Origin of the sequence: Pseudonocardia xinjiangensis, from assembly GCF_050948425.1 — a bacterium.
GTDB lineage: Bacteria > Actinomycetota > Actinomycetes > Mycobacteriales > Pseudonocardiaceae > Pseudonocardia > Pseudonocardia xinjiangensis.
On sequence record NZ_CP192009.1, the window covers coordinates 271,537 to 295,569 of the forward strand.

The 24,033-nt window shown below is 71.3% G+C and carries 22 protein-coding genes, 1 tRNA gene and 1 other RNA gene; 13 read left to right on the forward strand and 11 right to left on the reverse strand.

The features are described 5' to 3' along the window. Positions 1-39 precede the first annotated feature (39 nt). Positions 40-1,125, forward strand: a complete 1,086-nt coding sequence (locus ACQPZA_RS01320; protein WP_433277639.1) for an alanine racemase — start codon at positions 40-42, stop codon at positions 1,123-1,125. Between the two features lie 27 nt (positions 1,126-1,152). Here ACQPZA_RS01320 and ACQPZA_RS01325 read toward each other — a convergent pair whose 3' ends face one another. Further along, positions 1,153-1,746, reverse strand: a complete 594-nt coding sequence (locus ACQPZA_RS01325; protein WP_433277641.1) for a phosphoribosyltransferase family protein — start codon at positions 1,744-1,746, stop codon at positions 1,153-1,155. A 65-nt stretch (positions 1,747-1,811) separates the two neighbouring features. Here ACQPZA_RS01325 and ACQPZA_RS01330 point away from each other — a divergent pair, with 65 nt between their 5' ends. Then, positions 1,812-2,681: an alpha/beta fold hydrolase gene (locus ACQPZA_RS01330; RefSeq protein WP_433277643.1), complete on the forward strand. Its 870-nt coding sequence runs from the start codon at positions 1,812-1,814 to the stop codon at positions 2,679-2,681. A 72-nt stretch (positions 2,682-2,753) separates the two neighbouring features. Further along, a complete protein-coding gene (locus tag ACQPZA_RS01335; protein ID WP_433277644.1) occupies positions 2,754-4,031 on the forward strand; it encodes a cytochrome P450 in 1,278 nt (425 codons plus the stop codon). Between the two features lie 13 nt (positions 4,032-4,044). Here ACQPZA_RS01335 and ACQPZA_RS01340 read toward each other — a convergent pair whose 3' ends face one another. From ACQPZA_RS01340 to ACQPZA_RS01355, 4 genes are all read right to left on the reverse strand, one after another. Further along, positions 4,045-5,004: a threo-3-hydroxy-L-aspartate ammonia-lyase gene (locus ACQPZA_RS01340; RefSeq protein WP_169394650.1), complete on the reverse strand. Its 960-nt coding sequence runs from the start codon at positions 5,002-5,004 to the stop codon at positions 4,045-4,047. A gap of 69 nt (positions 5,005-5,073) precedes the next feature. Continuing rightward, positions 5,074-6,189: a bifunctional nuclease domain-containing protein gene (locus ACQPZA_RS01345; RefSeq protein WP_433277647.1), complete on the reverse strand. Its 1,116-nt coding sequence runs from the start codon at positions 6,187-6,189 to the stop codon at positions 5,074-5,076. Positions 6,190-6,290: 101 nt separating this feature from the next. Then, positions 6,291-6,566 carry a GlsB/YeaQ/YmgE family stress response membrane protein gene (locus ACQPZA_RS01350; RefSeq protein ID WP_433277648.1) on the reverse strand — a complete coding sequence of 92 codons (276 nt, stop codon included), beginning with the start codon at positions 6,564-6,566 and terminating at the stop codon, positions 6,291-6,293. A gap of 170 nt (positions 6,567-6,736) precedes the next feature. Beyond that, on the reverse strand, positions 6,737-8,092 hold the full coding sequence (locus ACQPZA_RS01355) for an FAD-dependent oxidoreductase (protein WP_433277650.1): 1,356 nt from the start codon (positions 8,090-8,092) through the stop codon (positions 6,737-6,739). 418 nt (positions 8,093-8,510) lie between these two features. Here ACQPZA_RS01355 and ACQPZA_RS01360 point away from each other — a divergent pair, with 418 nt between their 5' ends. Beyond that, positions 8,511-8,987 (forward strand): acyltransferase, encoded by a 477-nt coding sequence (locus tag ACQPZA_RS01360; RefSeq protein WP_433277651.1) that lies wholly within the window; start codon positions 8,511-8,513, stop codon positions 8,985-8,987. A 21-nt stretch (positions 8,988-9,008) separates the two neighbouring features. Here ACQPZA_RS01360 and ACQPZA_RS01365 read toward each other — a convergent pair whose 3' ends face one another. The 4 genes from ACQPZA_RS01365 to ACQPZA_RS01380 all read right to left on the reverse strand — a co-directional run bounded on the left by ACQPZA_RS01365 (position 9,009) and on the right by ACQPZA_RS01380 (position 12,224). Further along, positions 9,009-9,848: an alpha/beta fold hydrolase gene (locus ACQPZA_RS01365; protein WP_433277653.1), complete on the reverse strand. Its 840-nt coding sequence runs from the start codon at positions 9,846-9,848 to the stop codon at positions 9,009-9,011. An 881-nt stretch (positions 9,849-10,729) separates the two neighbouring features. After that, positions 10,730-11,374 carry a class I SAM-dependent methyltransferase gene (locus ACQPZA_RS01370; RefSeq protein WP_433277655.1) on the reverse strand — a complete coding sequence of 215 codons (645 nt, stop codon included), beginning with the start codon at positions 11,372-11,374 and terminating at the stop codon, positions 10,730-10,732. An 87-nt stretch (positions 11,375-11,461) separates the two neighbouring features. Beyond that, positions 11,462-12,001 carry a GNAT family N-acetyltransferase gene (locus ACQPZA_RS01375; RefSeq protein ID WP_433277657.1) on the reverse strand — a complete coding sequence of 180 codons (540 nt, stop codon included), beginning with the start codon at positions 11,999-12,001 and terminating at the stop codon, positions 11,462-11,464. Between the two features lie 135 nt (positions 12,002-12,136). Further along, positions 12,137-12,224, reverse strand: a tRNA-Ser gene (locus ACQPZA_RS01380). A 53-nt stretch (positions 12,225-12,277) separates the two neighbouring features. Here ACQPZA_RS01380 and ffs point away from each other — a divergent pair. The 3 genes from ffs (at position 12,278) to ACQPZA_RS01395 (ending at position 17,217) form a co-directional block, all read left to right on the forward strand. Continuing rightward, an RNA gene (gene ffs, locus ACQPZA_RS01385) (signal recognition particle sRNA small type) lies at positions 12,278-12,372 on the forward strand. Positions 12,373-12,443: 71 nt separating this feature from the next. Further along, complete coding sequence (locus ACQPZA_RS01390; RefSeq protein WP_433277659.1) at positions 12,444-14,741, forward strand: DNA polymerase III subunit gamma and tau; 2,298 nt, start codon at positions 12,444-12,446, stop codon at positions 14,739-14,741. 103 nt (positions 14,742-14,844) lie between these two features. Further along, positions 14,845-17,217 carry an HAD-IC family P-type ATPase gene (locus ACQPZA_RS01395; protein ID WP_433277661.1) on the forward strand — a complete coding sequence of 791 codons (2,373 nt, stop codon included), beginning with the start codon at positions 14,845-14,847 and terminating at the stop codon, positions 17,215-17,217. Between the two features lie 12 nt (positions 17,218-17,229). Here the strand turns inward: ACQPZA_RS01395 and ACQPZA_RS01400 are convergent, their stop codons facing one another. Further along, a complete protein-coding gene (locus tag ACQPZA_RS01400) occupies positions 17,230-18,024 on the reverse strand; it encodes an N-acetylmuramoyl-L-alanine amidase (protein WP_433277663.1) in 795 nt (264 codons plus the stop codon). 138 nt (positions 18,025-18,162) lie between these two features. On the opposite strand from ACQPZA_RS01400, the gene ACQPZA_RS01405 reads away from it, so the two are divergent. Both ACQPZA_RS01405 and recR read left to right on the forward strand, forming a co-directional pair. Further along, positions 18,163-18,507 (forward strand): YbaB/EbfC family nucleoid-associated protein, encoded by a 345-nt coding sequence (locus tag ACQPZA_RS01405; protein WP_312859301.1) that lies wholly within the window; start codon positions 18,163-18,165, stop codon positions 18,505-18,507. Positions 18,508-18,511: 4 nt separating this feature from the next. Next, positions 18,512-19,129: a recombination mediator RecR gene (recR, locus tag ACQPZA_RS01410; RefSeq protein WP_169397949.1), complete on the forward strand. Its 618-nt coding sequence runs from the start codon at positions 18,512-18,514 to the stop codon at positions 19,127-19,129. A 108-nt stretch (positions 19,130-19,237) separates the two neighbouring features. Here recR and ACQPZA_RS01415 read toward each other — a convergent pair whose 3' ends face one another. Next, entirely contained in the window at positions 19,238-19,426 is a 189-nt protein-coding gene (locus ACQPZA_RS01415; RefSeq protein WP_169397948.1) for a hypothetical protein, read from the reverse strand. 403 nt (positions 19,427-19,829) lie between these two features. Here ACQPZA_RS01415 and ACQPZA_RS01420 point away from each other — a divergent pair, with 403 nt between their 5' ends. The 4 genes from ACQPZA_RS01420 to ACQPZA_RS01435 all read left to right on the forward strand — a co-directional run bounded on the left by ACQPZA_RS01420 (position 19,830) and on the right by ACQPZA_RS01435 (position 24,030). Next, entirely contained in the window at positions 19,830-20,702 is an 873-nt protein-coding gene (locus ACQPZA_RS01420; protein WP_433277667.1) for a helix-turn-helix domain-containing protein, read from the forward strand. A 135-nt stretch (positions 20,703-20,837) separates the two neighbouring features. Next, the gene (locus tag ACQPZA_RS01425) at positions 20,838-21,026 is read left to right on the forward strand and encodes a DUF397 domain-containing protein (RefSeq protein ID WP_169397946.1); all 189 of its coding nucleotides are present in this window, start codon (positions 20,838-20,840) and stop codon (positions 21,024-21,026) included. Between the two features lie 210 nt (positions 21,027-21,236). After that, positions 21,237-22,910 (forward strand): ABC transporter substrate-binding protein, encoded by a 1,674-nt coding sequence (locus ACQPZA_RS01430; RefSeq protein ID WP_433277669.1) that lies wholly within the window; start codon positions 21,237-21,239, stop codon positions 22,908-22,910. 115 nt (positions 22,911-23,025) lie between these two features. After that, positions 23,026-24,030: an ABC transporter permease gene (locus tag ACQPZA_RS01435; RefSeq protein WP_169397944.1), complete on the forward strand. Its 1,005-nt coding sequence runs from the start codon at positions 23,026-23,028 to the stop codon at positions 24,028-24,030. The last annotated feature ends 3 nt before the right edge of the window (positions 24,031-24,033 follow it).

Genomic DNA, 24,033 nt, shown 5'->3' on the forward strand with positions numbered 1-24,033 from the left:
CGCGACGGGTCATGCCGTCGGAAGGTCACAATCGACGGCATGACTGCGACCGGCCTGATCGGCGACGGCCTCGACACCCCCTTCCTTGCCGTCGACGTCGACGCCCTGGACCGCAACCTCACGAGGATGGCCGGCGTGGCGCAGACGCGGGGGCTCGCGCTGCGCCCGCACGCGAAGACGCACAAGTGCCCGGAGATCGCCCGCCGCCAGGTCGGGCACGGCGCCGCGGGCCTGACCGTCGCCACGGTGGGCGAGGCCGAGATCTTCGCCGCGTCCGGCTTCGCCGACCTGTTCATCGCCTATCCGATCTGGGCTGCGGGCCCGCGTGCTGCCCGGTTGAGGGCCGTGGCCGAACGGGCGTCGCTCCGGGTGGGCGTCGACTCCGCCGAGGCCGCGCAGGTCCTCGCCCGAGCCGTGGCGGGCACGGACGTGGAGGCCGTCGTCGAGATCGACAGCGGTCACCACCGGAGCGGGGTGCAGCCCGACCGGGCCGCTGAGGTCGCCACCGCCGCGGCCCGCGCGGGGCTGCGGGTGTCGGGGGTGTTCACCTTCCCCGGCCACAGCTACGGCCCCGGTCGCCGGGAGCAGGCGGCCGCCGACGAGGCCACAGCGCTGGCCGGGGCGGCCGCGACGCTGCGGAAGGCCGGTCTCGACGTGGAGGTCGTCAGCGGCGGTTCGACACCGTCGGCGGCCATCGCGGACGGTGTCGCGCTGACCGAGATCCGGCCCGGCGTGTACGTCTTCAACGACGCGCAGCAGGCCGAGCTGGGCAGCTGTAGCTGGTCCGACATCGCGCTCACGGCGGTCAGCACCGTGGTGAGCGGTGCCGGGCGCCGGGTCGTGCTCGACGCGGGCAGCAAGGTGCTGGGCGCCGACCAGCCGGCCTGGGCCACCGGCGGCGGCCGGCTCCCAGACCACCCCGGCGCCCGGATCGTCGCGCTGTCCGAACATCACGCCACCGTCGTCCTCCCCGAGGACGGTGGCGTGCTGCAGCGGGGCGATGTCGTGCGGGTGGCTCCCAACCACGTGTGTTCCGCCGTCAGCCTGGCGGACGAGCTGGTCGTACTCGCTCAGGGCGTCCCGGTCGACCGCTGGCCGGTGGCCGCCCGGAACGCCAACACCTGACCCGGCCCGCACGGCGCCGGCCAGGTGTCACGGCCGGTGCAGCGGTTCGCCGTCGGCGCATCGCGGGCACCGGTCCGGCTCCCAGATCTCGTTGGGCCGGGCCACGAGGACATCGAGGGGCAGGCCTGCGCCTGCGGCGATGGTGGCCGGGGTCGTTCCCAGCGCCAGTAGCGCGCCGAGCGCGACCACCTCCGCACCGGCGGCCGTGAGATCGGCGAGGGTGGCGCGCACGGCCGAGCCCGCGTTCACGACGTCGTCGACGACGGCGACGCGTCTCCCCGGGAGCCGTGAGCGCAGGGCGGCGGGCAGCCGGTAGGTCGCCGAGTAGAGCCCGGTGCCCGTCGAGGTGCGTTCGGTGTAGCAGAAGGCGACGCCGAGCCGGGCGGCCACGAGCTGGGCGAGCAGGGCTCCGCCCACGAGCGGCCCGCACACGACATCCACCGCGTGCGGCCGGATCCGGTCCGCGAGGCGCTCGGCGGGCGCGTTGACCGTGTCCGACCAGAACAGGCCGTCGAGCTCGAGCCAGAGCTCGCCGTGGTGGCCGGACTCCAGGAGGAAGTGCCCCGTCCGCGCGGCCATGAGCCGCATGACGGCGTCGTTCTGGTCGTGGGGTGTGCTCACGAGGTCATATCCGTCGGACGGGCGATCATCGTGGCGATGCTGCTTCCGACCGAGAGGTGGAGCAAGTGGGTTTCTTCGAGGGGTTCACGACCCGGACCGTCGACGTCGGCGAGGCCGCACTGCACGTCCGGTACGGGGGTGCGGGATCGCCGGTCCTGCTCCTGCACGGGCACCCCCGCACGGGGGCGACGTGGCACCGGGTGGCAGCGCGGCTGCGTGAGGGTGGCCACACGGTCGTGGTGCCGGACCTGCGCGGCTACGGCCGGTCGTCCACGCCGGAGACCACGCATGACCACGCGCCGTACTCGAAGCGGGCGATGGCGCACGACATGGCCCGCCTCATGGCTCAGCTCGGCCACGAGACGTTCGCGGTGGCGGGCCACGACCGGGGCAGCTACGTGGCCCTGCGCCTGACCCTGGACCACCCGGCGGTGGTCGACCGGCTCACGGTGCTGGACTGCATCCCGATCACCGAGCACCTCGCCCGGTGCGACGCGCGTTTCGCATCGGCATGGTGGCACTGGTTCTTCTTCGCGCAGCCCGACAAGCCCGAGCGCGCGATCCTCGCCGACCCCGACGCCTGGTACGGCGGCGACCCGGCGAGCATGGGGGAGGAGGCGTACGCGGAGTTCCACCGCGCGATCCACGACCCGGCCACCGTGCGGGCGATGCTGGAGGACTACCGCGCCGGGCTGGGGATCGACCGTGCCCACGAGGAGGCCGACCGGGCGGCCGGACGCCGTGTGACCTGCCCGCTTCTCGTCCTGTGGTCGAGCCGCGACGACCTGGAGGACCTCCACGGCGACCCGCTGGCGGTGTGGCGCGAGTGGTCCACCGACCTACGCGGCGGTGGTCGGATCGACTCCGGACACCACATGGCCGAGGAGGCGCCGGACGAGCTCGCCGACGCGATTCTCGCCTTCCTCCGAGCCTGAGGCTGTGCATCTGTGGCGTTTCGGACGCATGCGGGAGACCGGATGTCCGGGTACTTGCCTAGAGTCGGGATCATGGGTGGCGTTCGCGGACGGATCATAGGCCTTCTGGCTCGCCGGCGCTTGGGACGCAGACGGGCGGGCGGCGGGTCGCCCGACGCACTGCTGTCGATGCTCCCGGGCTCGGCGCTGGTGCCGCTCCAACGCATCGGGCTCGACCCGGTGGAGGCACTGGGAGCCCTGCGCGAGGACGAGCCGGTCAGCCAGCTCAAGCTGCCGTTCGGGTTGCGCGCCTGGCTGGTCACGGGCTACGAGGAGAGCAAAGCGGTGCTCGGGGCGGGGAGCGCCTTCAGCAACGACTTCACCAACCTCGTCGGCACGGTGGGCATCACGGCCGACCAGAATCCGGGCGGTCTCGGCTTCACCGACCCACCGGCGCACACCCGCCTCCGGCGGATGCTCACTCCCGAGTTCACCGGCCACCGGCTACGCAGACTCGGCCCGCGTATCGAGGCGATCGTGGCCGGTCAGCTCGACGAGATGGCCGGGATCGCGGAGTCGGACGGGGTCGTCGACATCCTGCAGTCCTTCGCGCTCCCCATCCCGTCGCTCACCATCTGCGAGCTCCTCGGCGTCCCCTACTCCGACCGTGCCGACTTCCAGCGGCTCAGCACCACGCGTTTCGACCTGCTCGGCGGGGTCACCGGCACGATCGGCGCCATCTCCGAGTCGATGGAGTACCTGCTCGGCATCGTGGAGAAGCAGCGGGTCGCTCCCGGCGACGGGCTGCTCGGCATGCTCGTGCGGGAGCACGGCGACGACATCAGCGACCACGAGCTGGCCGGGCTCGCCGACGGCCTGCTCACCGGCGGGCTCGAGACCACCGCGAGCATGCTCGCGCTGGGCACCATCGTGCTGCTGCAGCAGCAGGAGAGCCGCATCGCCGTCCGCGACGACGACAGCGCGATCGAGCCGTTCGTCGACGAGCTGCTGCGCTACCTCACCGTGGTGCAGGTCGCGTTCCCGAGATTCGCGAAGGAGGAGATCCAGATCGGTGGTCGCACCATCGCCAAGGGCGACATCGTGCTCTGCTCGCTGAGCGGGGCCAACCGCGACGGGCACGGGCTCGACCGGTTCGACCCCACGCGCGACGCTCGGCCGCACCTCGCCTTCGGCTACGGCCTCCACCGCTGCATCGGTGCCGAGCTCGCCCGCATGGAGCTGCGCGCGGCCTACCCGGCCCTCCTCCGCCGGTTCCCCGACATCACGCTCGCCAAGGACCCCGGCGACCTCTCCTACCGCAAGCTGTCGTTCGTCTTCGGGGTCGACGCGCTCCCCGTCACGCTCCACTGAGTCGGCCGGCGGATCACGCCAGGAGGGAGGCGTAGCGGGGGAGGTCGATGTTCCCGCCGCTCACGATCACGCCGACCCGCTGCCCGGACAGCTCGCCGGCGAGCCTGCGCACGGCGGCGAAGGCCAGACAGCCGGTGGGCTCCACCACGATCTTGAGCGTGGCGGCGAACACCCTCATCGCCGCCACCAGCTCGTCGTCGGAGGCGGTGAAGATGTCGTCCACATCCCGGCGGATGATCGCGAAGGGCAGCTCGCCGAGGTGCTGGGTCTGTGCGCCGTCGGCGATGGTGTCGGGTGTGGCGATGTGCACGAGCGACCCGGTGCGCAGCGACTGCAGCCCGTCGTCGCCCGCCTCCGGTTCCACGCCGTAGATCCGGCAGGACGGCGAGAGCGCGCGGGTGGCCAGTGCCGCACCCGAGAGCAGCCCACCGCCGCCGAGGCAGACGAACAGGGCGTCGAGCTCGCCCACCTCCTCGATCAGCTCCTTCGTGGCGGTGCCTTGCCCCGCGATCACGTCGGGGTGGTCGTAGGGCGGCACGAGCGTCATGCCGTGCTCGGCCGCGAGGGCGCGGCCGAGCTCCTCGCGGTCCTCGGTGTATCTGTCGTAGACGACGATCGACGCGCCGTACCCGCGCGTGGCGGCCACCTTGCTCGCCGGGGCATCGTGCGGCATCACGATCGTGGCGGGCATCCCGAGGATGCGCGCGGAGAGCGCGACGGCCTGCGCGTGGTTCCCCGAGGAGTAGGTGATCACGCCCGCCCGCCGCTGCGCCTCGTCGAAGCGCGACAGGGCGTTGAACGCGCCGCGGAACTTGAACGCGCCCATCCGCTGGAAGTTCTCGCACTTGAAGAACACCGACGCGCCGACCTCGCCGTCCACCCGTCTCGATGTCAGCACGGGGGTGCGGTGGGCCTGGCCCCGGATCCGCTCGGCGGCGGCCTGCACGTCGGCGTAGGTGGGCGGTGTCGGCATCGTGCTCCCGTCTCGGTGTGTCCTTCGCATCGTGGTCGACGACACCGACACCGTCCTGCCCGGCCCGGGCTACGTGCCGGATCCGCGGTGCTCCGTGCGCACGAGGGACGCCAGCGCCGCCAAGGCCTCGGCCGCTATCGCCGGATGGTCACTGGGCCCGGGCGCCGGGCGCCGGGAACTGCGGTTCGCAGCCGTGACGACCTCGGGATCGACGCGGACGGGCGCGTCCACGAGCACCGCGATGTTCAGCGCGTCGCTCGGGCGCGCATCGACCGTCGAACCGTCCGCCAGCGCGAGGCGCGCGTAGAACACCCCGGCGGTGAGGCCGACGATCTCGACGGCTTCGATACGGCCGCCGGCGGCGGCCAGCAGGGCGACCGTCAGCTGGTACGTACTCGGTCGCGGCAACTCGGCTCCGTCGAGTGCGAGTGCGAGCGACGTGGCCTCGGCCGCCCCGACCCAGATCGGCAGCGTGTGCCCGACCTCGGCGTCGGACAGGACGACGATGTGCACGACATCGCCCTCCCTGTCCACGCGGCGCACGGCCGTGACCTGCATCGGAATCGGGTCGGCGGACTCGGTTTCCATGGCGGGCTCCTCCATCGTGGGGCGGACGGCGAGGTCGGGCATGCTGCGTCGCAGGCTCTCCCTCGCCTTGTACAGCCGGTTCTTCACGGCCGTCACCGAGACGCCGAGATGCTCCGCGGTCTCGGCGATGCTCAGTCCTTGCAGGTAGAACGCCGTGATCGCCGCGGCCTGTCCGACCGGCAGCGACGCGACGACCTCGGTGAGCCGCCGGGCCAGCAGGCGGTTCTCGACAACGGTGTCCGGTCCCGGGCCGGCGTCCCGTGGTTCGGCGATCCACCGGCCGCCGAGCACCACCTCGAGCGAGATCGGGCTCCGCGACTGCTGCCGGGCCAGGTTGCGTGCGGTGTTCAGGGCGATCCCGGCCAGCCAGGGCCCGAAGCTGGCGGGGCGCTCCAGCTTGTCCAGGCTCGTCATGGCGGCGAGGACGGCGTCCTGGACCACGTCCTCGGCCCCCGTGGGGTCGGCGAGCCAGCGGACGCACAGCGAGCGGACGAGGTCGAGATGCCGGTCGACCAGTACGGCGAACGCGGACCGGTCGCCGTGGCGCGCCGCGTGTACCAGCGCTGCGTCATCGTCGGCTGTGCTCGCCCTCCACACGTCCTCATAGTGGTGGCCACCCCATCCGGGGTTAGCCACTCAACGACGAACGCCGGGCCCGCCTCGGAAGGCGGACCCGGCGTTCGGCCGGTGTTCTGAGCTCAGCGACGCACGGACCTGCGGCTGTACATGCCGGTGACCAGGAAGACCCCGAGGGCCGCGACGACGACCTGGAGGATCAGCTCACCGATGTGGAACCCGCCTCCCGTGGCCAGGCCCAGGGCGCCGGCGATGAACGAGCCGATGAAGGCGGCGACGATACCGATGACGATCGTCAGCCAGATCGGGATCGGCTGCTTGCCCGGCACGACCAGGCGGCCCAATGCGCCGATGATGAGCCCCACGACGATGGCAGTGATGATGCCCGTGACGGTCACGGTTCCCTCCAGTTACGCCCCAGGGGTCGCTCTTGACGACCCGTTGTGGCTGAGTTCCCGGTCGGTCACGTGATCAAGCGTGATCGAGGCAACGTCGTCGATCTTTGGTCCGGGCGGACCATCGCCTACGACCGGATGCCGGAACGCCGCGGGCTGGGCGGTGCTGCGCGTCACCCCACGGCGGCCCGAGCCGGCCCGGCGCCGCGGAGCACCCGTTCCTGGAGCTCGGGGGCCACCAGCCGCTCCGGGCCGTCGAGCATGTTGATCACGCGCAGCAGTGCCGTGGCGAGGACGGCGTCGTCCTCTGCCGCCTCCCGGTACCGCTCCAGGTACTCGCCCATCTCGAGCATCTCCGCGGTCCGCTCGCCCTCGACGTGCGGGAACCGCAGGTCGCCGCCGACGACGATGCCCCACGGGTTGTCGAGCAGCGTTGCCGACGCGGTGAAGAAGCGGAGCCACAGTTCATCGCCGCCCTCATGGAGCAGGCGGCCCAGCAGCTGCGCTTCCAGCGCGGCGACCGTCATGCCCTGCCCGTAGATCGGGTTGAAGCTGCAGAGGGCGTCGGCGGCGACGAGATAGGCCTCCGGGAAACGATCGAGCTGCTCGTAACGACGGCGGACACTCGCCGGATAACGCGACAGCACCGGCTCGCTCAGCGGGTCGGCAGAACGGATGATCTCGGCGATGTCGGGGGCGGCCAGGTGCTCGGCGAACTCGGCCATGCCCGCGTCCTCGGTGGGCAGGACCTCATCGCCACCCCACGCGCTGATGTTGACCATGAAGCGCTCGCCCTCCTGTCCCAGCACGAGCCCACTGCGCAGCTGGCCCGGGTAGGGGGCGAACGTCGAGCCGAGACGGCCGCCGAGATGGTGGGGTTCACGGCGGTAGAGCCGGGAGAGGTAGGTGACGTCGATGCGCACCCGTTCCTCCGGTGCTCTCGCGTACCCGAGCTCGTCGAGCCACACCGGGCCGCGCGTGCCACGGCCTGCGGCGTCCACCACAAGATCGGCGGCCAGCACGGATTCCGCCGCGTCCGCCGAGCGGTTCCGCATGCGCACTCCGGTGATCCGGCGCCGATCAGGGGAACTCGTCAGGCCGGTCACCTCGCAGCGATCGACGATCGACACCCGGGGCAGGGCCGCGACCCGGGAGCCGACGGCGAACTCCAGCAGGGGACGGCTCACTCCCAGGGCGAACAGTCCCGACGGCCCGGGGCACAGCAGGCGACCGTCGGCGTACCAGTGGAAATCGGACCGCACATCGATGAGGGGCACGCCGGCCGCGAGCAGTTCGTCGCTCAGACCGGGGAAGAACTCGTCGAGCACCTCCCGGCCCCGGGCGAGCAGAGCGTGCGGATGGCGACCCTGCGGCACGCCGCGCCGCGGGCTCGGCTCGGTCGGAAGCTCGTCCCGGTCGAGCACCGTCACGCGCTCGAAACTTTCGCTGAGCGCCCGGGCCGCGAGCAGTCCTCCCATCGATGCGCCGATGACGACGGCGTGTCCGCGACGTGGCGAAATCGGATGCATCAGGCTCCTTCGGAAGAGTGCTCTGCATGGACCGCGGGATTGATTGACAGTGGGCGGGTGAATTTCCGTCGCTCGCCGTCGAGGTCATTCCCGGGCATACACATGAGTCGGAAGGGGTGCGCCCATAACTATACGGTCGGCCGGCGCGGCGAGGCCTCTGTCGCGACCTTTATGGACCGACTGCACGAATTGTGAAGACCGTGAATCCGGTTTCGGGCGGCGTCTACGGTGCTCACTCTCCGCTTATCGTCTGCTGATACGGCGGCGCCCCGGTTCATCACCGACGTCGTGATCGTCATTGACGGAGGCTGGACCGCTCAGTGACCGTGGCGCTCCCTCGGGTGCGGTCGGGCCGCCGACCCTCACATTCGGCCGCGACACGCGCGTGATCAGCGGAAACGCGGGTACCCCGCCTCCGATGAGACTGCTGGAGCGGGTGCTGAAGCCGACGGTGGACCGGTTGGTGGCGGAGCGCATCGAGGAGGAACGCCTCGATGGGCTCTACCGCTACCGCGTCCACAGCGACCCCGCCCGGCTGCGGATCCACCCCACCGCGGTCGTCAACAACGCGATCTTCAACACCGGCGGTGGCCACATCACCGTCGGGGAGTACGTGTTCTTCGGTCACAACGTCTGCGTGCTCGCCGGCGTGCACGAGGTCGACAAGTTCGGCATCGAGCGGCAGCAGGCCATCCCCCGCAGCGGGTACGACATCGAGATCGCCGAAGGTGTCTGGCTGGCGACCAACGTGCTGGTCGCCGGGCCGGTGACGATCGGTGCGCATGCGGTCGTGGGTGGTGGATCGGTGGTGCTGAAGGACGTTCCGCCGTATGCGGTGGTGGCGGGCAACCCGGCGAGGTTCATCCGGTCATTGGCTCCGTCCGGCGCGGATTGACCGGTGCTGCTTCGCCGGGTGTCAGCCGGCCAGAAAGGACCGTACCCGGCCGACCCAGTCGGCCTGCCGTTCGAAGTGCGCAGCATGGCCGGCCTCCGGCACCAGAGACAGTTCACTGTGCGGCACGGCCGCATGCAGCCGATGAGCTACCTGCGCGGGGAAACCCAGATCGTGCGCACCGTGCAGGATCAACGTGGGACGACGGAGTTCGCGTAGCACCGCTTCCGGATCGGCGGGCCGGGGTGACCGCAGCCTGCCCGCAAGCCATCCCGGATTCCATTCGCCGGAAAACCGGACCCGCCGCAGCACGGCCCGCCACGGGTCCAGCAACCCGAGGTCCCACAGGTTCATCGGCGCGGCGGCCATCGCCATGAGGCGGGTCTTCTCGGCCTGGCCGGTGGACCGATCCGCGAAGATCGCCGCAATCTCGGCGTCGACGGCCGCGACCCGTCGCAGATACTCGGCGTTCTGAGCGAGCTCGTCCTCGATATCCGGATACGCCGTGGTCGATGCGAGTACCAGCCGGTCCACAAGATGCGGATGGCGTTCGGCAAGCATCATCGCGAGCTGTCCGCCGTAGGAGAAGCCGAGCACGTCCACCCGGTCGGCGCCGAGTTCGTACACGAGCCGAGCAGCATCCTCGACACACAGGTCGGGCTGGTACTCGTCGGCGGGGAGGTCCCGGCTGCTGCGACCGCACCCGCGCAGGTCGAACAGGACGACACGGCGTACGTCGATCAGATCGTCGAGCGCCGGCAGGAGGTAGGAGTGGTCCCACCCGGGCCCGCCGTGGATCACCAGCAGGACGGGGGCGTCCGGATCGCCATGGCTGCGAACGAACAGTGACACGCCGTCCGCCATGTGAAGCAGTCCCTCATCGAGCACCGCGCACGGTATCGCTCCGGGTGCGCTGGTCCGCGGAAAGTCGCTGCTGCCGGGTTGCACATCGAGACCGGTGGTGAGCCGACTCAGCACCACTGGTGACCCTCGTAGGAGATGTGAACTCGGGTCTGCTGGTTGTCGCCGTGTTCCCGCCCAGGACGCAGGTCACCCCTGATGGGCTCGCCGTGAAGATTCAGCGAACCACTGACCCCGCACACCTCGTCGGAATCATCCCACTCGCCCGCGCGACTTCGGATGACGTCTGATTCGAGCCAGAACGCACTGCACGATCCGCAGGTGAACGCCGCCCGGCGGCCCAGCTGGGTGTGATGATCCAGGCGCTCCGCGCACAGCGGGCAACAATACGGATCGCCGTTTCGGGGATTGCGAACCGGCGGCGGGGACAAGTGTCTCATGCTGCGAGTCATCAGTCGAGCTCCCCTTGTCACGCGACAGCGTTGTGGTCCCATATTGCTGTTTGCGGCCGTGGAATGCCGCGTTATGTGTCCATGACGCGCCAGGGAGGGCGCAAGAAATGCTGAATCGGGCGTGCCACTCAGGCCGCGGTGAAGAATCCAGCATCGCGCTGGATGGCCCACGCCGTCTAGGGCGGTCATGGCAGGTCGAGTGGGGGTGGTGACCCCATTCTTCCGCTTGTGTCGCCGGACGCGGGATTCGCGGGGTACGTGCACCATATGCGGCCGGGCGCGATGGCGCCGCAAAATGTTCTACCGGACCGGACGTCAATGATCGGTCTTTGTCCAGTCAGCCCCGGAAGTCATCTTCTGAAGCGAGCGGTACGCCGGTCCGGACCACGGCGTGTGTTCGGAACCGGCCGCGGCCGGGACGCGCGTGGCGGGTCAGGCCGGGCGCCGCGCAGCAAGCAGTACCTGCGGGAGCCGCGAGGGCGGCTGCACCGGCAGCCTCAGCTCGGCGACCACGTCGAGACCGGCGTCGACCAGCATTCCGACCAGTTCCTCGGGGCGGTACAGGTGGGTCGTCCAGGACACCGGCAGGCCGCCGTACCCCTCCGTGCGGGCGATGTCGCCGTCGCCGACGTGCGTGCCGACCAGCGCCTGACCTCCGGGGACGAGCGCGTCCGCGAAGCTCCGCAGCACACCGGGCAGCGCCTCGCGCGGGAGGTTGAACAGCGACCACCAGCCGAGCACGCCGCCCAGCGAGGCCGGCGCGAGGTCGAGGTCGGTCGCCGAGGCGACGGAGAACCGAAGGTCGGGGTACTCCCGTCGGGCGTGCTCGATCATCCGCGGCGACAGGTCGACGCCCGAGGCGTCCAGACCCAGCCCGGAGAGGTGCGCGGTGACGATGCCGGGGCCGCAGCCGACGTCCAGGACCGGGCCGAGTCCGCGGACGGACTCCGCGAACGCGGCGAGCGCAGCCCGTAGCCACGGCTGCGCGTCGAGCCGGCCGGCCCCCATCTCGACGTAGGCGTCGGCCACCCGGTCGTAGGACTCGCGGACTGTCTCGAGGTCGGAGAGCTCCTGCACGACGGCACTCTACGCACGCCGCTCCCAGACCGAACGGCGTTGGCAGCGGCCGAGGAAGCCAAGGAAAGCGGAGTATGAGCGGCTCATTCACCCTTCCGGCGGCGGGGCCGCTGTAGGTGTGCGTCGACGCAACTCGTAGGCGACCGTCGGCCAGACTTCGCCCTTGACCTCGCGCAGTCGGTCGCCGGACCGATTGCGAGTGAAGCCTGCTCTCTCAGCGGCGGCTCGGGATGGGGCGTTGTCGGCGTGGGTCCACAAACGGATCACCTGGAGATCCAGGTGGGCGAAGGCCCAGCGGGTGAGGAGCGCGAGGGCTCGACGAGCGACGCCTCGGCCCCGCGCCTCCGCTGCCACCCAGTACGAGACGTCGCCTGTCCCATCTGCGTGTTCGAGGGCGACGTTGCCGAGGCGGGACCCGGTGCGCGCATCAGCGACCAAGAACCCTTCATGCCGTGGGTTCGACGAGAGCGCGTTGATCGCGGCGACGACGTCGTCCGCGGTCAGGTTCGAGGGGTCGGTCGTGAACCGCGTGATCTCTGCGTCCCTCGTACAGCACGCGTACCACTCTGCGTCCGAGGGCAACCAGGCTCGTAGAACGATCGTGCTGTCACGGAGGTGCGGGAGCACGTCACGAGCCTCGCAGAAGAGGCGGGCAAGGGTGCGACTTCCAGGTGGAGCGCTGGAGTGCGTGCTCCCGCCGATGGCGATGTGCAACGGCCGGACCACCCGTCAGGGCGGTCCGGCCGTATGCGCTGGTGACGCTGGCGGAGGATGCGGGATTCGAACCCGCGAGGGCGTGAACCCAACACGCTTTCCAAGCGTGCGCCATAGGCCACTAGGCGAATCCTCCGTGTCGGAGCATAGCCGGGTCGCTCGCGCCGCCGACGACCGCCTACACTCCTCCACGGACCCCGCGCGGCGTCCATCCTGTGAACTCCCCCAGGGCCGGAAGGCAGCAAGGGTCAACGGGCTCTGTCGGGTGCGCGGGGTCCCCTTACGTCTCCGGCCCGTGCGGCCACTTACGTTCCCCCGCGGCCTGCTGTCGGTGCCGGTCGGTAGCCTCGCGCCCGTGGCGCTGGCTCTGTACCGCAAGTACCGCCCGGCGAAGTTCGCCGAGGTGGTCGGGCAGGAACACGTCACGGAGCCGTTGAGCACGGCGCTCGCGGCGGGCCGTATCAACCACGCCTACCTGTTCTCGGGCCCCCGCGGCTGTGGGAAGACGTCGTCGGCGCGCATCCTGGCGCGGTCGCTCAACTGTGAGCTCGGTCCCACACCCGACCCGTGCGGGGTCTGCCCGTCCTGCATCTCGCTGGCGCCGGGCGGGCCGGGCAACATCGACGTCACCGAGCTCGACGCCGCGTCCCACGGTGGGGTGGACGACACCCGGGAGCTGCGCGACCGCGCCTTCTTCGCGCCCGCGGAGTCGCGCTACCGCGTGTTCATCGTCGACGAGGCCCACATGATCACGACGCAGGGTTTCAACGCCCTGCTCAAGATCGTGGAGGAGCCGCCGGAACACCTGGTGTTCGTGTTCGCCACCACCGAGCCGGACAAGGTGCTGCCCACCATCCGCTCGCGCACCCACCACTACCCGTTCCGCCTCATCCCGCCCGGCACGCTGCGCAAGCTGCTGGAGCGCATCTGCGCCGAGGAAGGCGCGGTCGTCGCGCCCCCGGTCTTCCCCCTCGTCATCCGCGCGGGGGGCGGCTCGGCGCGCGACTCGCTGTCGGTCCTCGACCAGCTGCTCGCCGGGGCCGGACCGGAGGGCGTCACCTACGAGCGGGCGGTGGCGCTGCTCGGGGTCACCGACGTCTCTCTGATCGACGACGTGGTCGACGCGCTCGCCGCGAGCGACCGCGCCGCGGTGTTCGAGGCCGTCGACCGGCTGGTGGAGGCCGGGCACGACCCCCGCCGCTTCGCGGCCGACCTGCTGCAACGCCTGCGCGACCTCACGCTGCTGCAGGCGGTGCCCGAGGCGGCCGAGCGCGGGCTCGTCGAGGGGGCCGAGGACGAGCTGTCGCGGATGATCGAGCAGGCCGGCAAGCTCGGTCAGGCCACGCTCACCCGCTACGGCGAGATCGTGCACACCGGGCTCACCGAGATGCGGGGGGCCACGGCGCCGCGGCTGCTGCTGGAGCTGCTGTGTGCGCGGATGCTGCTGCCCGCCGCCACCGTGGCCGAGCCGGGGCTGCTGGAACGCCTCGAGCGCCTCGAGCGGCGCAATGCCATCGCGTCCGCCCCGCTGCCCCCCGGGGAGACGGTGGCCGATCGTGAGGAGCCGGCCGATGTGCGGCCGCGGTTCCAGCGCCGCAGCGAGCGGGCGGAGCAGCCGGCGGGCGCCGGTGCGCCGGTGGAGGCTCGGGACGGCCGGGTCGGGGCGGCGCCCGCCGAGTCCGAGCAGGCGGTCCGGCAGCGGGCCGCCACGGATCGTCCCGCCGTCGATCCGCGGGCTGGCGTCGACTCTGCCGCCGGGCCCGCCGATTCCGGTCGCCGGGGTGGGGAACCGGTGGCAGCGGAACCCACCGGTGCTCCTCCCTCGGGCGCCGATCGTCCCGCCGTCGATGAGGCAGCAGGCGCCGCTCGCCGGGGCGGTGAACCCTCGACGGAACGCCCGCCCGGTGATCGTCCTGCCGTGGAGCCCGCCTCACCTGCCCGTCCCTCCGAACGGGAGCCTGTCGCCCGTCCCGGCTCGGCGCGCCCCGTCCCCGAGCGGGCAACGACCGCTGCCTCCGACCGCCCGGTTCCGCCGGCGCCGGCCGACACAGCCGCCCGGTACGACCGCGGTGGCCCCGCTCGCCAGGCCGAGCCCGCCGGCGTGGCTCCACTCGACGCGGCGGCGGTGCGGCGGGCGTGGCCGGAGGTGCTGGCCGCGGCCAAGGACCGCAAGAAGCGCACGGCCGCGCTGCTGGTGAGCGCCACCGTGCGGGCCGTGGAGGGCGACACGCTGGTGCTGAGCATCGGCACCGCCCCGCTGGCCCGGTTGCTCTCGGAGCAGAGCAACACCGAGGTCATCGCCGAGTCGCTGCACGCGGTGCTGGGGGTCCGCTGGCGGGTGCGCTGCGAGCACGGCGACGCCGTGCCGTCCGCGCCCCCCGCGGCCGGTCCGCCCCCGTCCCCCGTCGCCGCGCCGCAACGCCGGCCGTCCCGCCCGCCGCCCGTGCGTCGCTCGGCCGCCCCCGACGACGGCGAACCGCTCCCGCCCGAGCCGCCCGAGGAGGAGCCACCGCCCGACGACGAGGAGTCGATGATCGCCGAGGCGGCCACCGCCCCGGTGGATCTGCCCGTGGAGCAGCGGCGCGACCCCGAGGAGGCGGCGATCGAGCTTCTGAGCGCGCAGCTGGGAGCCCGGGCGATCGATCGGCGCTGACCCACCGCGGCGGCGCCAGCCCGAGTGCGCCACCGGGTGGCATCGCGTCGGCGAGCGGGCGTCCGGGCGGGCGGCAACCGGGCTCTGCGTAGGCTGCCGCCACGTGGCCGATGGACAAGTGCAGACCGACGTCCTCGTCGGGCTGACCGCCGATCAGGTCGCCGCCAGGGTCGCGGGCGGCCACACCAACGACGTCCCTGCCCGGGCCAGCCGCAGCGTCGGCGAGATCATCCGGGCCAACGTGCTCACCCGGTTCAACGCCATCGTGGGTGTGCTGTTCGCCATCATCCTGGTGATCGGGCCGATCCAGGACGGCCTCTTCGGCTTCGTGATCATCATCAACACGCTGATCGGCATCGTGCAGGAGGTGCGCGCGAAGCGGACGCTCGAGCGGCTGGCGATCATCGGGGAGGCCCGCACCCGGGTGCGACGCGACGGGGCATCGATCGAGCTGTCACCGAGTGCCGTTGTGCTCGACGACGTCATCGAGCTCGGGCCCGGCGACAAGGTCGTGGTGGACGGCGTGGTGCTCGCCTCGGACGGTCTCGAGGTGGACGAGTCGCTGCTCACCGGCGAGTCCGACCCGGTGCACAAACAACCCGGCGACCAGGTGCTCTCGGGGAGCTTCGTGACCGTCGGTACCGGCGCCCACCAGGCCACAAAGGTGGGGCGCGAGGCCTACGCGGCGAAACTGGCCGAGGAGGCGAGCAGGTTCAGCCTCGTCGACTCCGAGCTGCGGTCGGGCATCAACCGGATCCTGCAGATCGTCACCTACCTCATGGTGCCGGCGGCTGCGCTGATCATCTGGAGCCAGCTCCACACGGTGGGCGCCGACATCGACGACGCGCTGCGCGGGATGGTCGCCGCGCTGGTGCCGATGGTGCCCGAGGGGCTGGTGCTGCTCACCAGCATCGCGTTCGCCGTCGGGGTGGTCCGGCTCGGCCGTCGGCAGTGCCTCGTCCAGGAGCTGCCGGCCATCGAGGGCCTCGCGCGGGTCGACGTCGTGTGCGCCGACAAGACCGGCACGCTCACCGAGAACGGCATGCGGCTGGCCAGGGTTCAGCCGTTGCGGGGGATGTCGGAGGACGGCGTGCTGCACCGCTCGTTGGGTGCGCTCGCCGCCGCCGATCCCCGGCCCAACGCGAGCCTGGCAGCGGTGGGCGAGGGGTGCCCGTCGCCCGGCTGGACGGTGTCGGCGACGGCGCCGTTCTCGTCGGCCCGCAAGTGGAGCGGGGCGAGCTTCGGTGCCGACGGCGACTGGGTGCTCGGCGCCCCTGACGTCCTGTTGCCCGCAGACAGCCCCGAGCGGGCGGAGGCCGAGCGGGTGGGCGCCGAGGGCCTGCGGGTGCTCCTGCTTGGCCGCTCCGACCGCCCGGTCGACGCCGCGACGGCGCCCGGCGCGGTCGAGCCCGCCGCGCTGGTCGTCCTCGAACAGCGGGTTCGGCCCGAGGCGGCCGGCACGCTCGCCTACTTCGCGGCGCAGGACGTCGAGGTCAAGGTCATCTCGGGGGACAACGCCGTGTCGGTCGGCGCGGTGGCGGCGTCGCTCGACCTGCCGCACGCCGGCGCCCCCGTCGACGCCAGGCAGTTGCCGGCGGACCGGACCGAGCTGGCCGACGCGCTCGAGCGCAGCACGGTGTTCGGCCGCGTCACCCCGGCGCAGAAGCGCGACATGGTGGGCGCTCTGCAGTCGCGCGGGCACACCGTCGCGATGACGGGCGACGGGGTCAACGACGTGCTCGCGCTCAAGGACGCCGACATCGGCGTGGCCATGGGCTCGGGAAGCCCGGCCACCCGTGCCGTCGCGCAGATCGTGCTGCTGGACAACTCGTTCGCGACGCTGCCGCACGTCGTCGCCGAGGGGCGGCGGGTGATCGGCAACATCGAGCGCGTCGCCAACCTGTTCCTCACCAAGACCGTCTACTCCGTGCTGCTGGCGATCCTCATCGGCGTGGTCGAGGTGCCGTTCCCGTTCCTGCCCCGGCACCTGACGCTGATCGGCGCGCTCACGATCGGCATCCCCGCGTTCTTCCTCGCGCTCGCGCCGAACACCGAGCGTGCTCGCACGGGGTTCGTGCGCCGCGTGCTGCGGCTCGCGCTACCGGCGGGGGTGATCACCGGGCTGGCCACCTTCGTCACCTACCTGCTCGCCCGGGCCGACGCGACGGCCACCCCGGTCCAGCAGAGCACCGCCGCGGTGGTGACGCTGTACCTCGTCGCCACGTGGGTGCTCGTCGTCGTCGCCCGTCCGTTCGTGTGGTGGAAGACGGTGATGATCGCCGCGTCGATCGTGGCCTTCTGCTACGCGCTGTTCCTCCCGATCCTGTTCGGGCAGGACTTCTGGCAGCTCGACCCCGGCCACCGCCCGACGATGCTGCTGGCGCTCGTGGTGGCGGCGGTGGGCGCGCTGCTCGTCGAACTGGCAGCGCGGGTCAACCAGCACATCGACGCCCGCCGCGCCCGTGCCGCTGCCTGACCGGCGGAGCGGTCAGCCGGGGCGGTGCAGGTAGGCCAGCAGGCCCTGCGCCAGCGCACTCGCGTACCGGGCCCGGCCTTCGGGGCTGCTCACCAGCGCGGCCTCGGCGGGGTTGCGCATGTTGGCGCACTCCACGAGTGCCGTGGGGCGGGCGGCGAGGTTGAGCCCGGCGAGGTCGGACCGCGGGGAGAGGCCGTCGCGGCCGATGTAGTTCGAGTCCACGAAACCGGCACTGCGCATGGCGTCGCGCAGCGCCACCGACAACTCGTGCGCCGGCGCTTCCTGCGCCGGGTTCAGCGGCGGGTCGGAGTACGCCACGTGGAAGCCGGCTCCCCGAGCGGGGGCACCGTCGGCGTGGATGGAGACGATGGCGGCGGCCCCCGCGCTGTCGCCCGCCCGGCCGCGTTCGTCGACGCAGGGGCCGACGCCGTCGTCGTCCGTGCGTGTCATGACGACCCGGACGCCCGCCGCGGTGAGCTGTTGCGCCACCCGCGATGCGACGTCGAAGTTGAAGGCGTGCTCGGGATATCCCGCATCGGTCTGGGTGCCGGTGGTGTTGCAGGCCTTCGTGCCCCCACGCCCGTCGGGTACCTGGCGGTTGATGGCTGCGAGGTTCCGGGAGTTGCGGCCGTTGTGACCCGGGTCGAGCACCACCACGGGCGGCGCGACGGAGACGGGCGACGGGGCCCGTGCGGGGGACGGCGCCGAGCCGGCGGCGGGAAGGGGCACCTGCGGCGGGGGCGTCGCGCAGCCACCCAGCACCGCCGCCAGCGCGACGCCGCAGAGCCACAGGCGGGAGGTGCGCACGACCCTCAGCGTGGCACGGTGGCCGCGGCGCCACGCCATCTCCCCGCCTGAGGGCGTCGATGTGCTGCGGAAGCGTTAGCCTTTTGCCCTGAGCCGGCCGCGTCCGACGCGCCGGGCACGACTGCGAGGAGACCGCTGGTGCAACCGGGTCAGCCCGACATGCAGATGATCCTGCAGCAGGCGCAGAAGATGCAGGAGCAGCTGATGGCCGCCCAGGCCGAGCTGGCGGAGGCCGAGGTCATCGGCCAGGCCGGCAACGGACTGGTTCAGGTCACCACCACCGCCGCGGGCGAGGTGCGCTCCGTACGGATCGATCCGAAGATCGTCGACCCCGACGACGTGGAGACCCTGCAGGACCTCCTCGTCGGCGCGCTGCACGACGCCGCGCGGGCCGCACAGGAGATGCAGGCCGAGAAGATGGGGCCGCTGGCAGGCGGTCTGGGCGACGCCGCAGGCGGCCTCGGCCTTCCGGGACTCGGCTAGCCCCGTGTTCGAGGGACCGGTCCAGGACCTGATCGACGAGCTGGGCCGGCTGCCCGGAGTGGGGCCGAAGAGCGCTCAACGGATCGCCTTCCACCTGCTGGCGGCCGACCCCGTGGACGTGTCGCGGCTGCAGGAGGTGCTGCAGAAGGTCAAGGAGGGCGTGCGGTTCTGCGAGGTCTGCAGCAACGTCTCCGAGCGGGAGCGCTGCCGGTACTGCTCCGACGCGCGCCGCGACCCCACGATCGTCTGCGTCGTCGAGGAGCCGAAGGACGTGCTCGCCGTGGAGCGCACCCGCGAGTTCAAGGGGCGCTACCACGTGCTCGGTGGTGCTCTCGACCCGCTCGCGGGCGTCGGGCCGGACGGCCTGCGGATCCGTGAGCTGCTCGCCCGCCTCGGTGGCACCGGTCCGGCCCAGGACGAGACCGACATCGCCGAAGTGATCATCGCGACCGACCCCAACACCGAGGGCGAGGCCACCGCCACCTACCTGGTGCGGCTGCTGCGCGACTTCCCCGGCCTGTCGGTCACCCGGCTGGCGTCCGGTCTGCCGATGGGCGGCGACCTGGAGTTCGCCGACGAGCTCACCCTCGGTCGCGCGCTGTCCGGCCGGCGCGCCCTCTGACGGGCCGGCGCGGTGGCCGGCCCGCCCGGGCCGAGCACCGCGGCGGCGCCGGGACTGCTGAGCCCGGCACCGCCGCCGCCGCGATCACCCCCCGGCGACCGCGCCGCGTCAGTCCTCGTCCCATGACTCGGCGTCGTGGTCGTCGACGCCGTGGTACTCGGGCTGACGGGCCTCCCATTCCCGCCGCCGCTCTGCCGCGACCTCGCGCCAGGAGCGGGCGTGCACGTTGTCGATGATCCCCACGGCGATCGCGATCGCGACCATCACGCCGACCCCGGCGACGATCACGGCGATCATGGCGACCACCGGCCTCGGTGGACGGCCACCCCGTGGGTGCTGTTGCTCCTCGTTCTTCCGTTGGACATCACCGTCTTGCCCCTTCCCGTTGCAACTCACTCCGACTGGTTGTCGGACAGTGGGGGATCCCGGGTTCGAACCGGGACGGGATGCAGACGCTCCGGGTCCCGGAGCGGCCGCCGCATGGAACGCGGGACAGTCGAACCCAGGACGGGGGAAACAGCGGAAGGTAGGTGATCACTGCGGCCTCCTCTCCTGGGAGCCGCGGTCGGCGTGGTGAGTACCACAACCGACCTACGGATGCTTAGATTGCCTGAAGACAGTGCGTCATGCAATTGCAAAGCTGCGGGCGGCGCTCTGATCACCCGGCCGCAGCAATGGTGGACCGGCGATCAGGAGAGGCATGGCTGCACCGCAGAGCCCCGTCGGGTCCCGTCGCCGGCTGGGAGCCGAGCTCCGGCGTCTCCGGCTCAAGACCGGGCTGACGCTCGACGAGGTGGCCGAGCAGATGACCTGCTCCACGTCCAAGATCTCGCGGTTGGAGACGGGGAAGGGCATCCCCAAGGTGCCCGACGTCCGCGAGCTGATGCGGATCTACGGCGTCACCTCCGACACCGAGCGCGACATGCTCCTGCGGCTCGTCCGGGACGGGCGGCAGCACGGCTGGTGGGAGCCGCTCACCGACGGCGTGGCGCCGGAGCGGTTCGTGATGGACTCCCCCAGCCGGTACGCCGCGCTGGAGAGCGACGCGACGATAGTGCGCTCGTTCGAGGTGACGCTCGTGCACGGACTCCTGCAGGCTCAGGACTACACCCGCACGGTCCTGTCGATCCTGCTTCCCCACCATTCCGCGGAGGAGATCGACCGGCTGGTGGAACTGCGCCTCAAGCGGCAGGAGGCGTTGCGCCGGACCGACCGCGCCCCGCTCCAGCTCGTTGCCGTGTTGGACGAGGCGGTGCTACAGCGGCCGGTCGGGGGAGCCGGGGTCTGGGCGGCACAGGTCGAGCACATCCTCGAGATGGCCGACCTCCCGACGGTGACCGTCCGCGTGCTGCCGTTCGGCTCGGGGCTGCTCCGGGCCCACTTCGGCCGCTTCTCGCTGCTCGAGATCCCCGAAGAGCTGGGGTCCGATGTGGTCTACATCGAGGGCCAGGCGGGGGAGACCTTCCTGGACGTGAGGTCCGATGTGGACCACTACCGGGGCGTCTTCGCCGATGTCCTCCGGAATTCCCTCTCGCCAGGGGAGTCACGGAAGATCATCAGCGGTTACCGGTGAGGGCGACTCCCCTTCTGGAGGGTCCCAAGTGGACGGTATGTTCACGCTGACACTCACCTCGTCATCCGCGCAGGAGAATCGTGCGGGGGTCAGTCGTCGTTTATTTGGGAAGCGCACTACCTCAGGAAGGCCCCTGTGATTCAGTACCAGATCAGCAGCTACTGCAGTGGCGGCGCTTGCGTCGAGGTCGGACGCTCGCCGGAGGGGCCGGTTGTGGTGCGTGACAGCAAGGACCCGGAGCGCGGCACGTCGCTCGTCTTCACCCGCGAGGAGTGGACGGCGTTCGTCGCCGGCGTGAAGGCCGGGGAGTTCGACCTGGCGTGACGGGCAGTCGCGGGGAGGGGTCGTTCCGGACAGGGACGGCCCCTCCTCGCGTTCGCGGAGGGTGCGGCGACCACACGGGGTAAGGGCGAGGCAGCCAGCTGTAGCCCAACCGTGACACGAAGATCTACCGATCGGTATGGCCGCCCATTACCGTCTGCATCCCTGCCTTTTACCCGACGTGGGTCTCCGACCCGAAGAGGTGTTGCCCGCATGAGGTCAGCTAGACGTCTCTCCGCCCTGTTCGCAGCCGGAGCGCTTGCCGTCACACTGGCCGCGTGCGCCCAGTCCGAGCGGGGTGACGGCGCTGCTCAGGGCGGGTCCGGTGCCACCGGAGGCACGCTGGTGTTCGGGGTTCCCGGCGCGCCGGACAACTTCGACCCGATCTTCGCCCAGGACGGCGAGACGTTCCGGCCGGCCCGGCAGATGTACGACACCCTGATCACGTACAAGCAGGGCACCGCGGAGCTCGCGCCGGCCCTGGCGCTGGAGTGGACCCCGAGCGCCGACTTCACCGAGTGGACGTTCAAGCTCCGTGAGGGCGTCAAGTTCCACGACGGCACCGACTTCAACGCCGAGGCGGTCTGCTTCAACTTCAACCGCTGGGTGAACCTGCCCAACGCGGCGGCCCAGGCGCAGGCGATCTACTACAGCGACACGTTCGAGGGATTCACCAACAACCAGGCGAGCGCCACCGGCACGCCGGTCTTCAACTCGTGCGCCGCACCCGACCCCGCCACGGCCGTGATCAAGCTGAACAAGGCCAAGGGGGCGTTCCCGGCGGCCTTCGGGCTCACCTCGCTGTCGATCTCGAGCCCCGCGGCGCTGCAGCAGTACAACGCCGACCAGATCGAGCAGAGTGGCGAGGCCTTCACCTACGGCCCGTACGCCACCGAGCACCCCACCGGCACCGGTCCGTTCAAGTTCGAGAGCTACGACCGCACGGCCAACGTGATCACTCTCGTGCGCAACCCCGACTACTGGGGTGAGCCGGCCAAGGTCGACCGGCTGATCTTCCGCGTGATCCCCGACGAGAACGCGCGCAAGCAGGAGCTGCAGGCCGGCACCATCGACGGCTACGACTACCCCTCGCCGGCCGACTGGGAGTCGCTCAAGAGCAGCGGCTACAACGTGCTCGTCCGGCCGGTCTTCAACATCCTGTACATGGGGATCAACCAGAAGAACAACCCGGCGCTGCAGGACATCAGGGTCCGCCAGGCACTGGCGTACGCGATCGACCGTGAGTCCCTGGTGCGCAACCAGCTCCCCGAGGGCGCCGTGGTGGCCACCCAGTTCCTGCCGGAGACGGTGGACGGCTACGCGAGCGATCTCCAGCCGATCCCGTACGACCCCGAGCGTGCGAAGGCGCTGCTCGCGGAGGCCGGCCAGTCCAACCTCACGGTCAACTTCTACTACCCGACCGAGGTCACCCGGCCCTACATGCCCAACCCCACCAACATCTTCACGGCACTGCAGGAGAACCTGCGCCAGGTGGGGATCACGGTCAACGCGGTGCCGCAGCCGTGGAACGGCGGCTACCTCGACTCGATCACCGCCAACGGCGTGCACGACCTGCACCTGCTCGGCTGGACCGGCGACTACAACGACGCGGGCAACTTCCTCGGCACGTTCTTCGGCCGCAACAAGCCGGAGTTCGGCATCACCGACCAGGCCCTGTTCCAGCAGGTCGGCGCCGCGGACGCCACGGTCGACCCGGCGGGCCACGCCGCCGCGTACGAGCAGGTCAACCGCGACCTGATGGCGAAGTACCTGCCGGCGGTCCCGCTCAGCAGCTCGCCGCCCGCGATCGTGGTGCGGGAGAACGTCACCGGCCTGATCCCGTCCCCGCTGACGGACGAGCGGTTCTACACGGTCAGCAAGGGCTGATCGACAGGACCCCGGGTGGCACCGCCGGAGCCGGCGGTGCCACCCTCGCTCGCCGTCAGTGATCGTCGGCACCTGGTTGCCGGCGGTAGCCCGCATCGACACAGCAGGAGGGGACATGCTGCGGTTCGTGCTGCGGCGCCTCGTGCAGGTGATCCCGACGCTGCTGCTGCTGTCGTTGCTCGTCTTCGCCTGGCTGCGCAGCCTGCCCGGCGGTCCGGCATCCGCGTTCCTCGGTGACCGGGCCACCCCGCAGCGGATCGCCGAGCTCAACCGGATCCTCGGCCTGGACCAGCCCGTCCTGGTGCAGTACTGGCGGTTCCTCGTCCGGGTGGCGTCCGGCGACTTCGGCACCTCGACGATCACGGGCGAGCCCGTGCTCGCCGAGATCGGGCGCGCCTTGCCCGCCACCATCGAGCTGTCGCTGGCGGCGCTGGTGATCGCGGTCGTGCTGGGGATCCCGTTGGGCTACGTCGCGGCGCAGTACCGGGGCCGCCCGCTCGACGTCACCACCGTGATCGGCACGCTGATCGGCGTCGCGGTCCCGGTGTTCTTCCTCGGTTACCTGCTCAAGAGCGTGTTCGCGGTCCAGCTGGGCTGGTTCCCGCCGTCCGGCCGGCAGGCCGTGGACGTCGATGCCACGAACGTCACCGGGTTCGCGGTGCTCGACGGGTTCCTCACCCAGGAGTGGGACGCGAGCCTCGACGCGCTCAGCCACCTCGTGCTGCCTGCCGTGGCGCTGGCCACGATCCCGCTCGCCGTGATCGTCCGGATCACGCGGGCCTCGGTGCTCGACGTGCTGGGATCCGACTTCGTGCGCACCGCCAACTCGAAGGGGCTCTCGCCGAGCACGGTGCGGGGCCGGCACGTCCTGCGCAACGCGCTGCTGCCGGTGTCCACGACGATCGGGCTGCAGGTCGGGCTGTTGCTGGCCGGGGCGGTGCTCACCGAGAAGGTGTTCGTCTGGGGCGGCATCGGCACGCTGCTGGCCGGAGCCATCGAGCAGCGCGACTACCCGCGGCTGCAGGCGTTGCTGCTGCTGGGCGCGCTGGTGTACGTGCTGGTGAACCTGCTCGTCGACCTGTCCTACGCGATCATCGATCCCCGGGTGCGGCTGTCGTGAGCG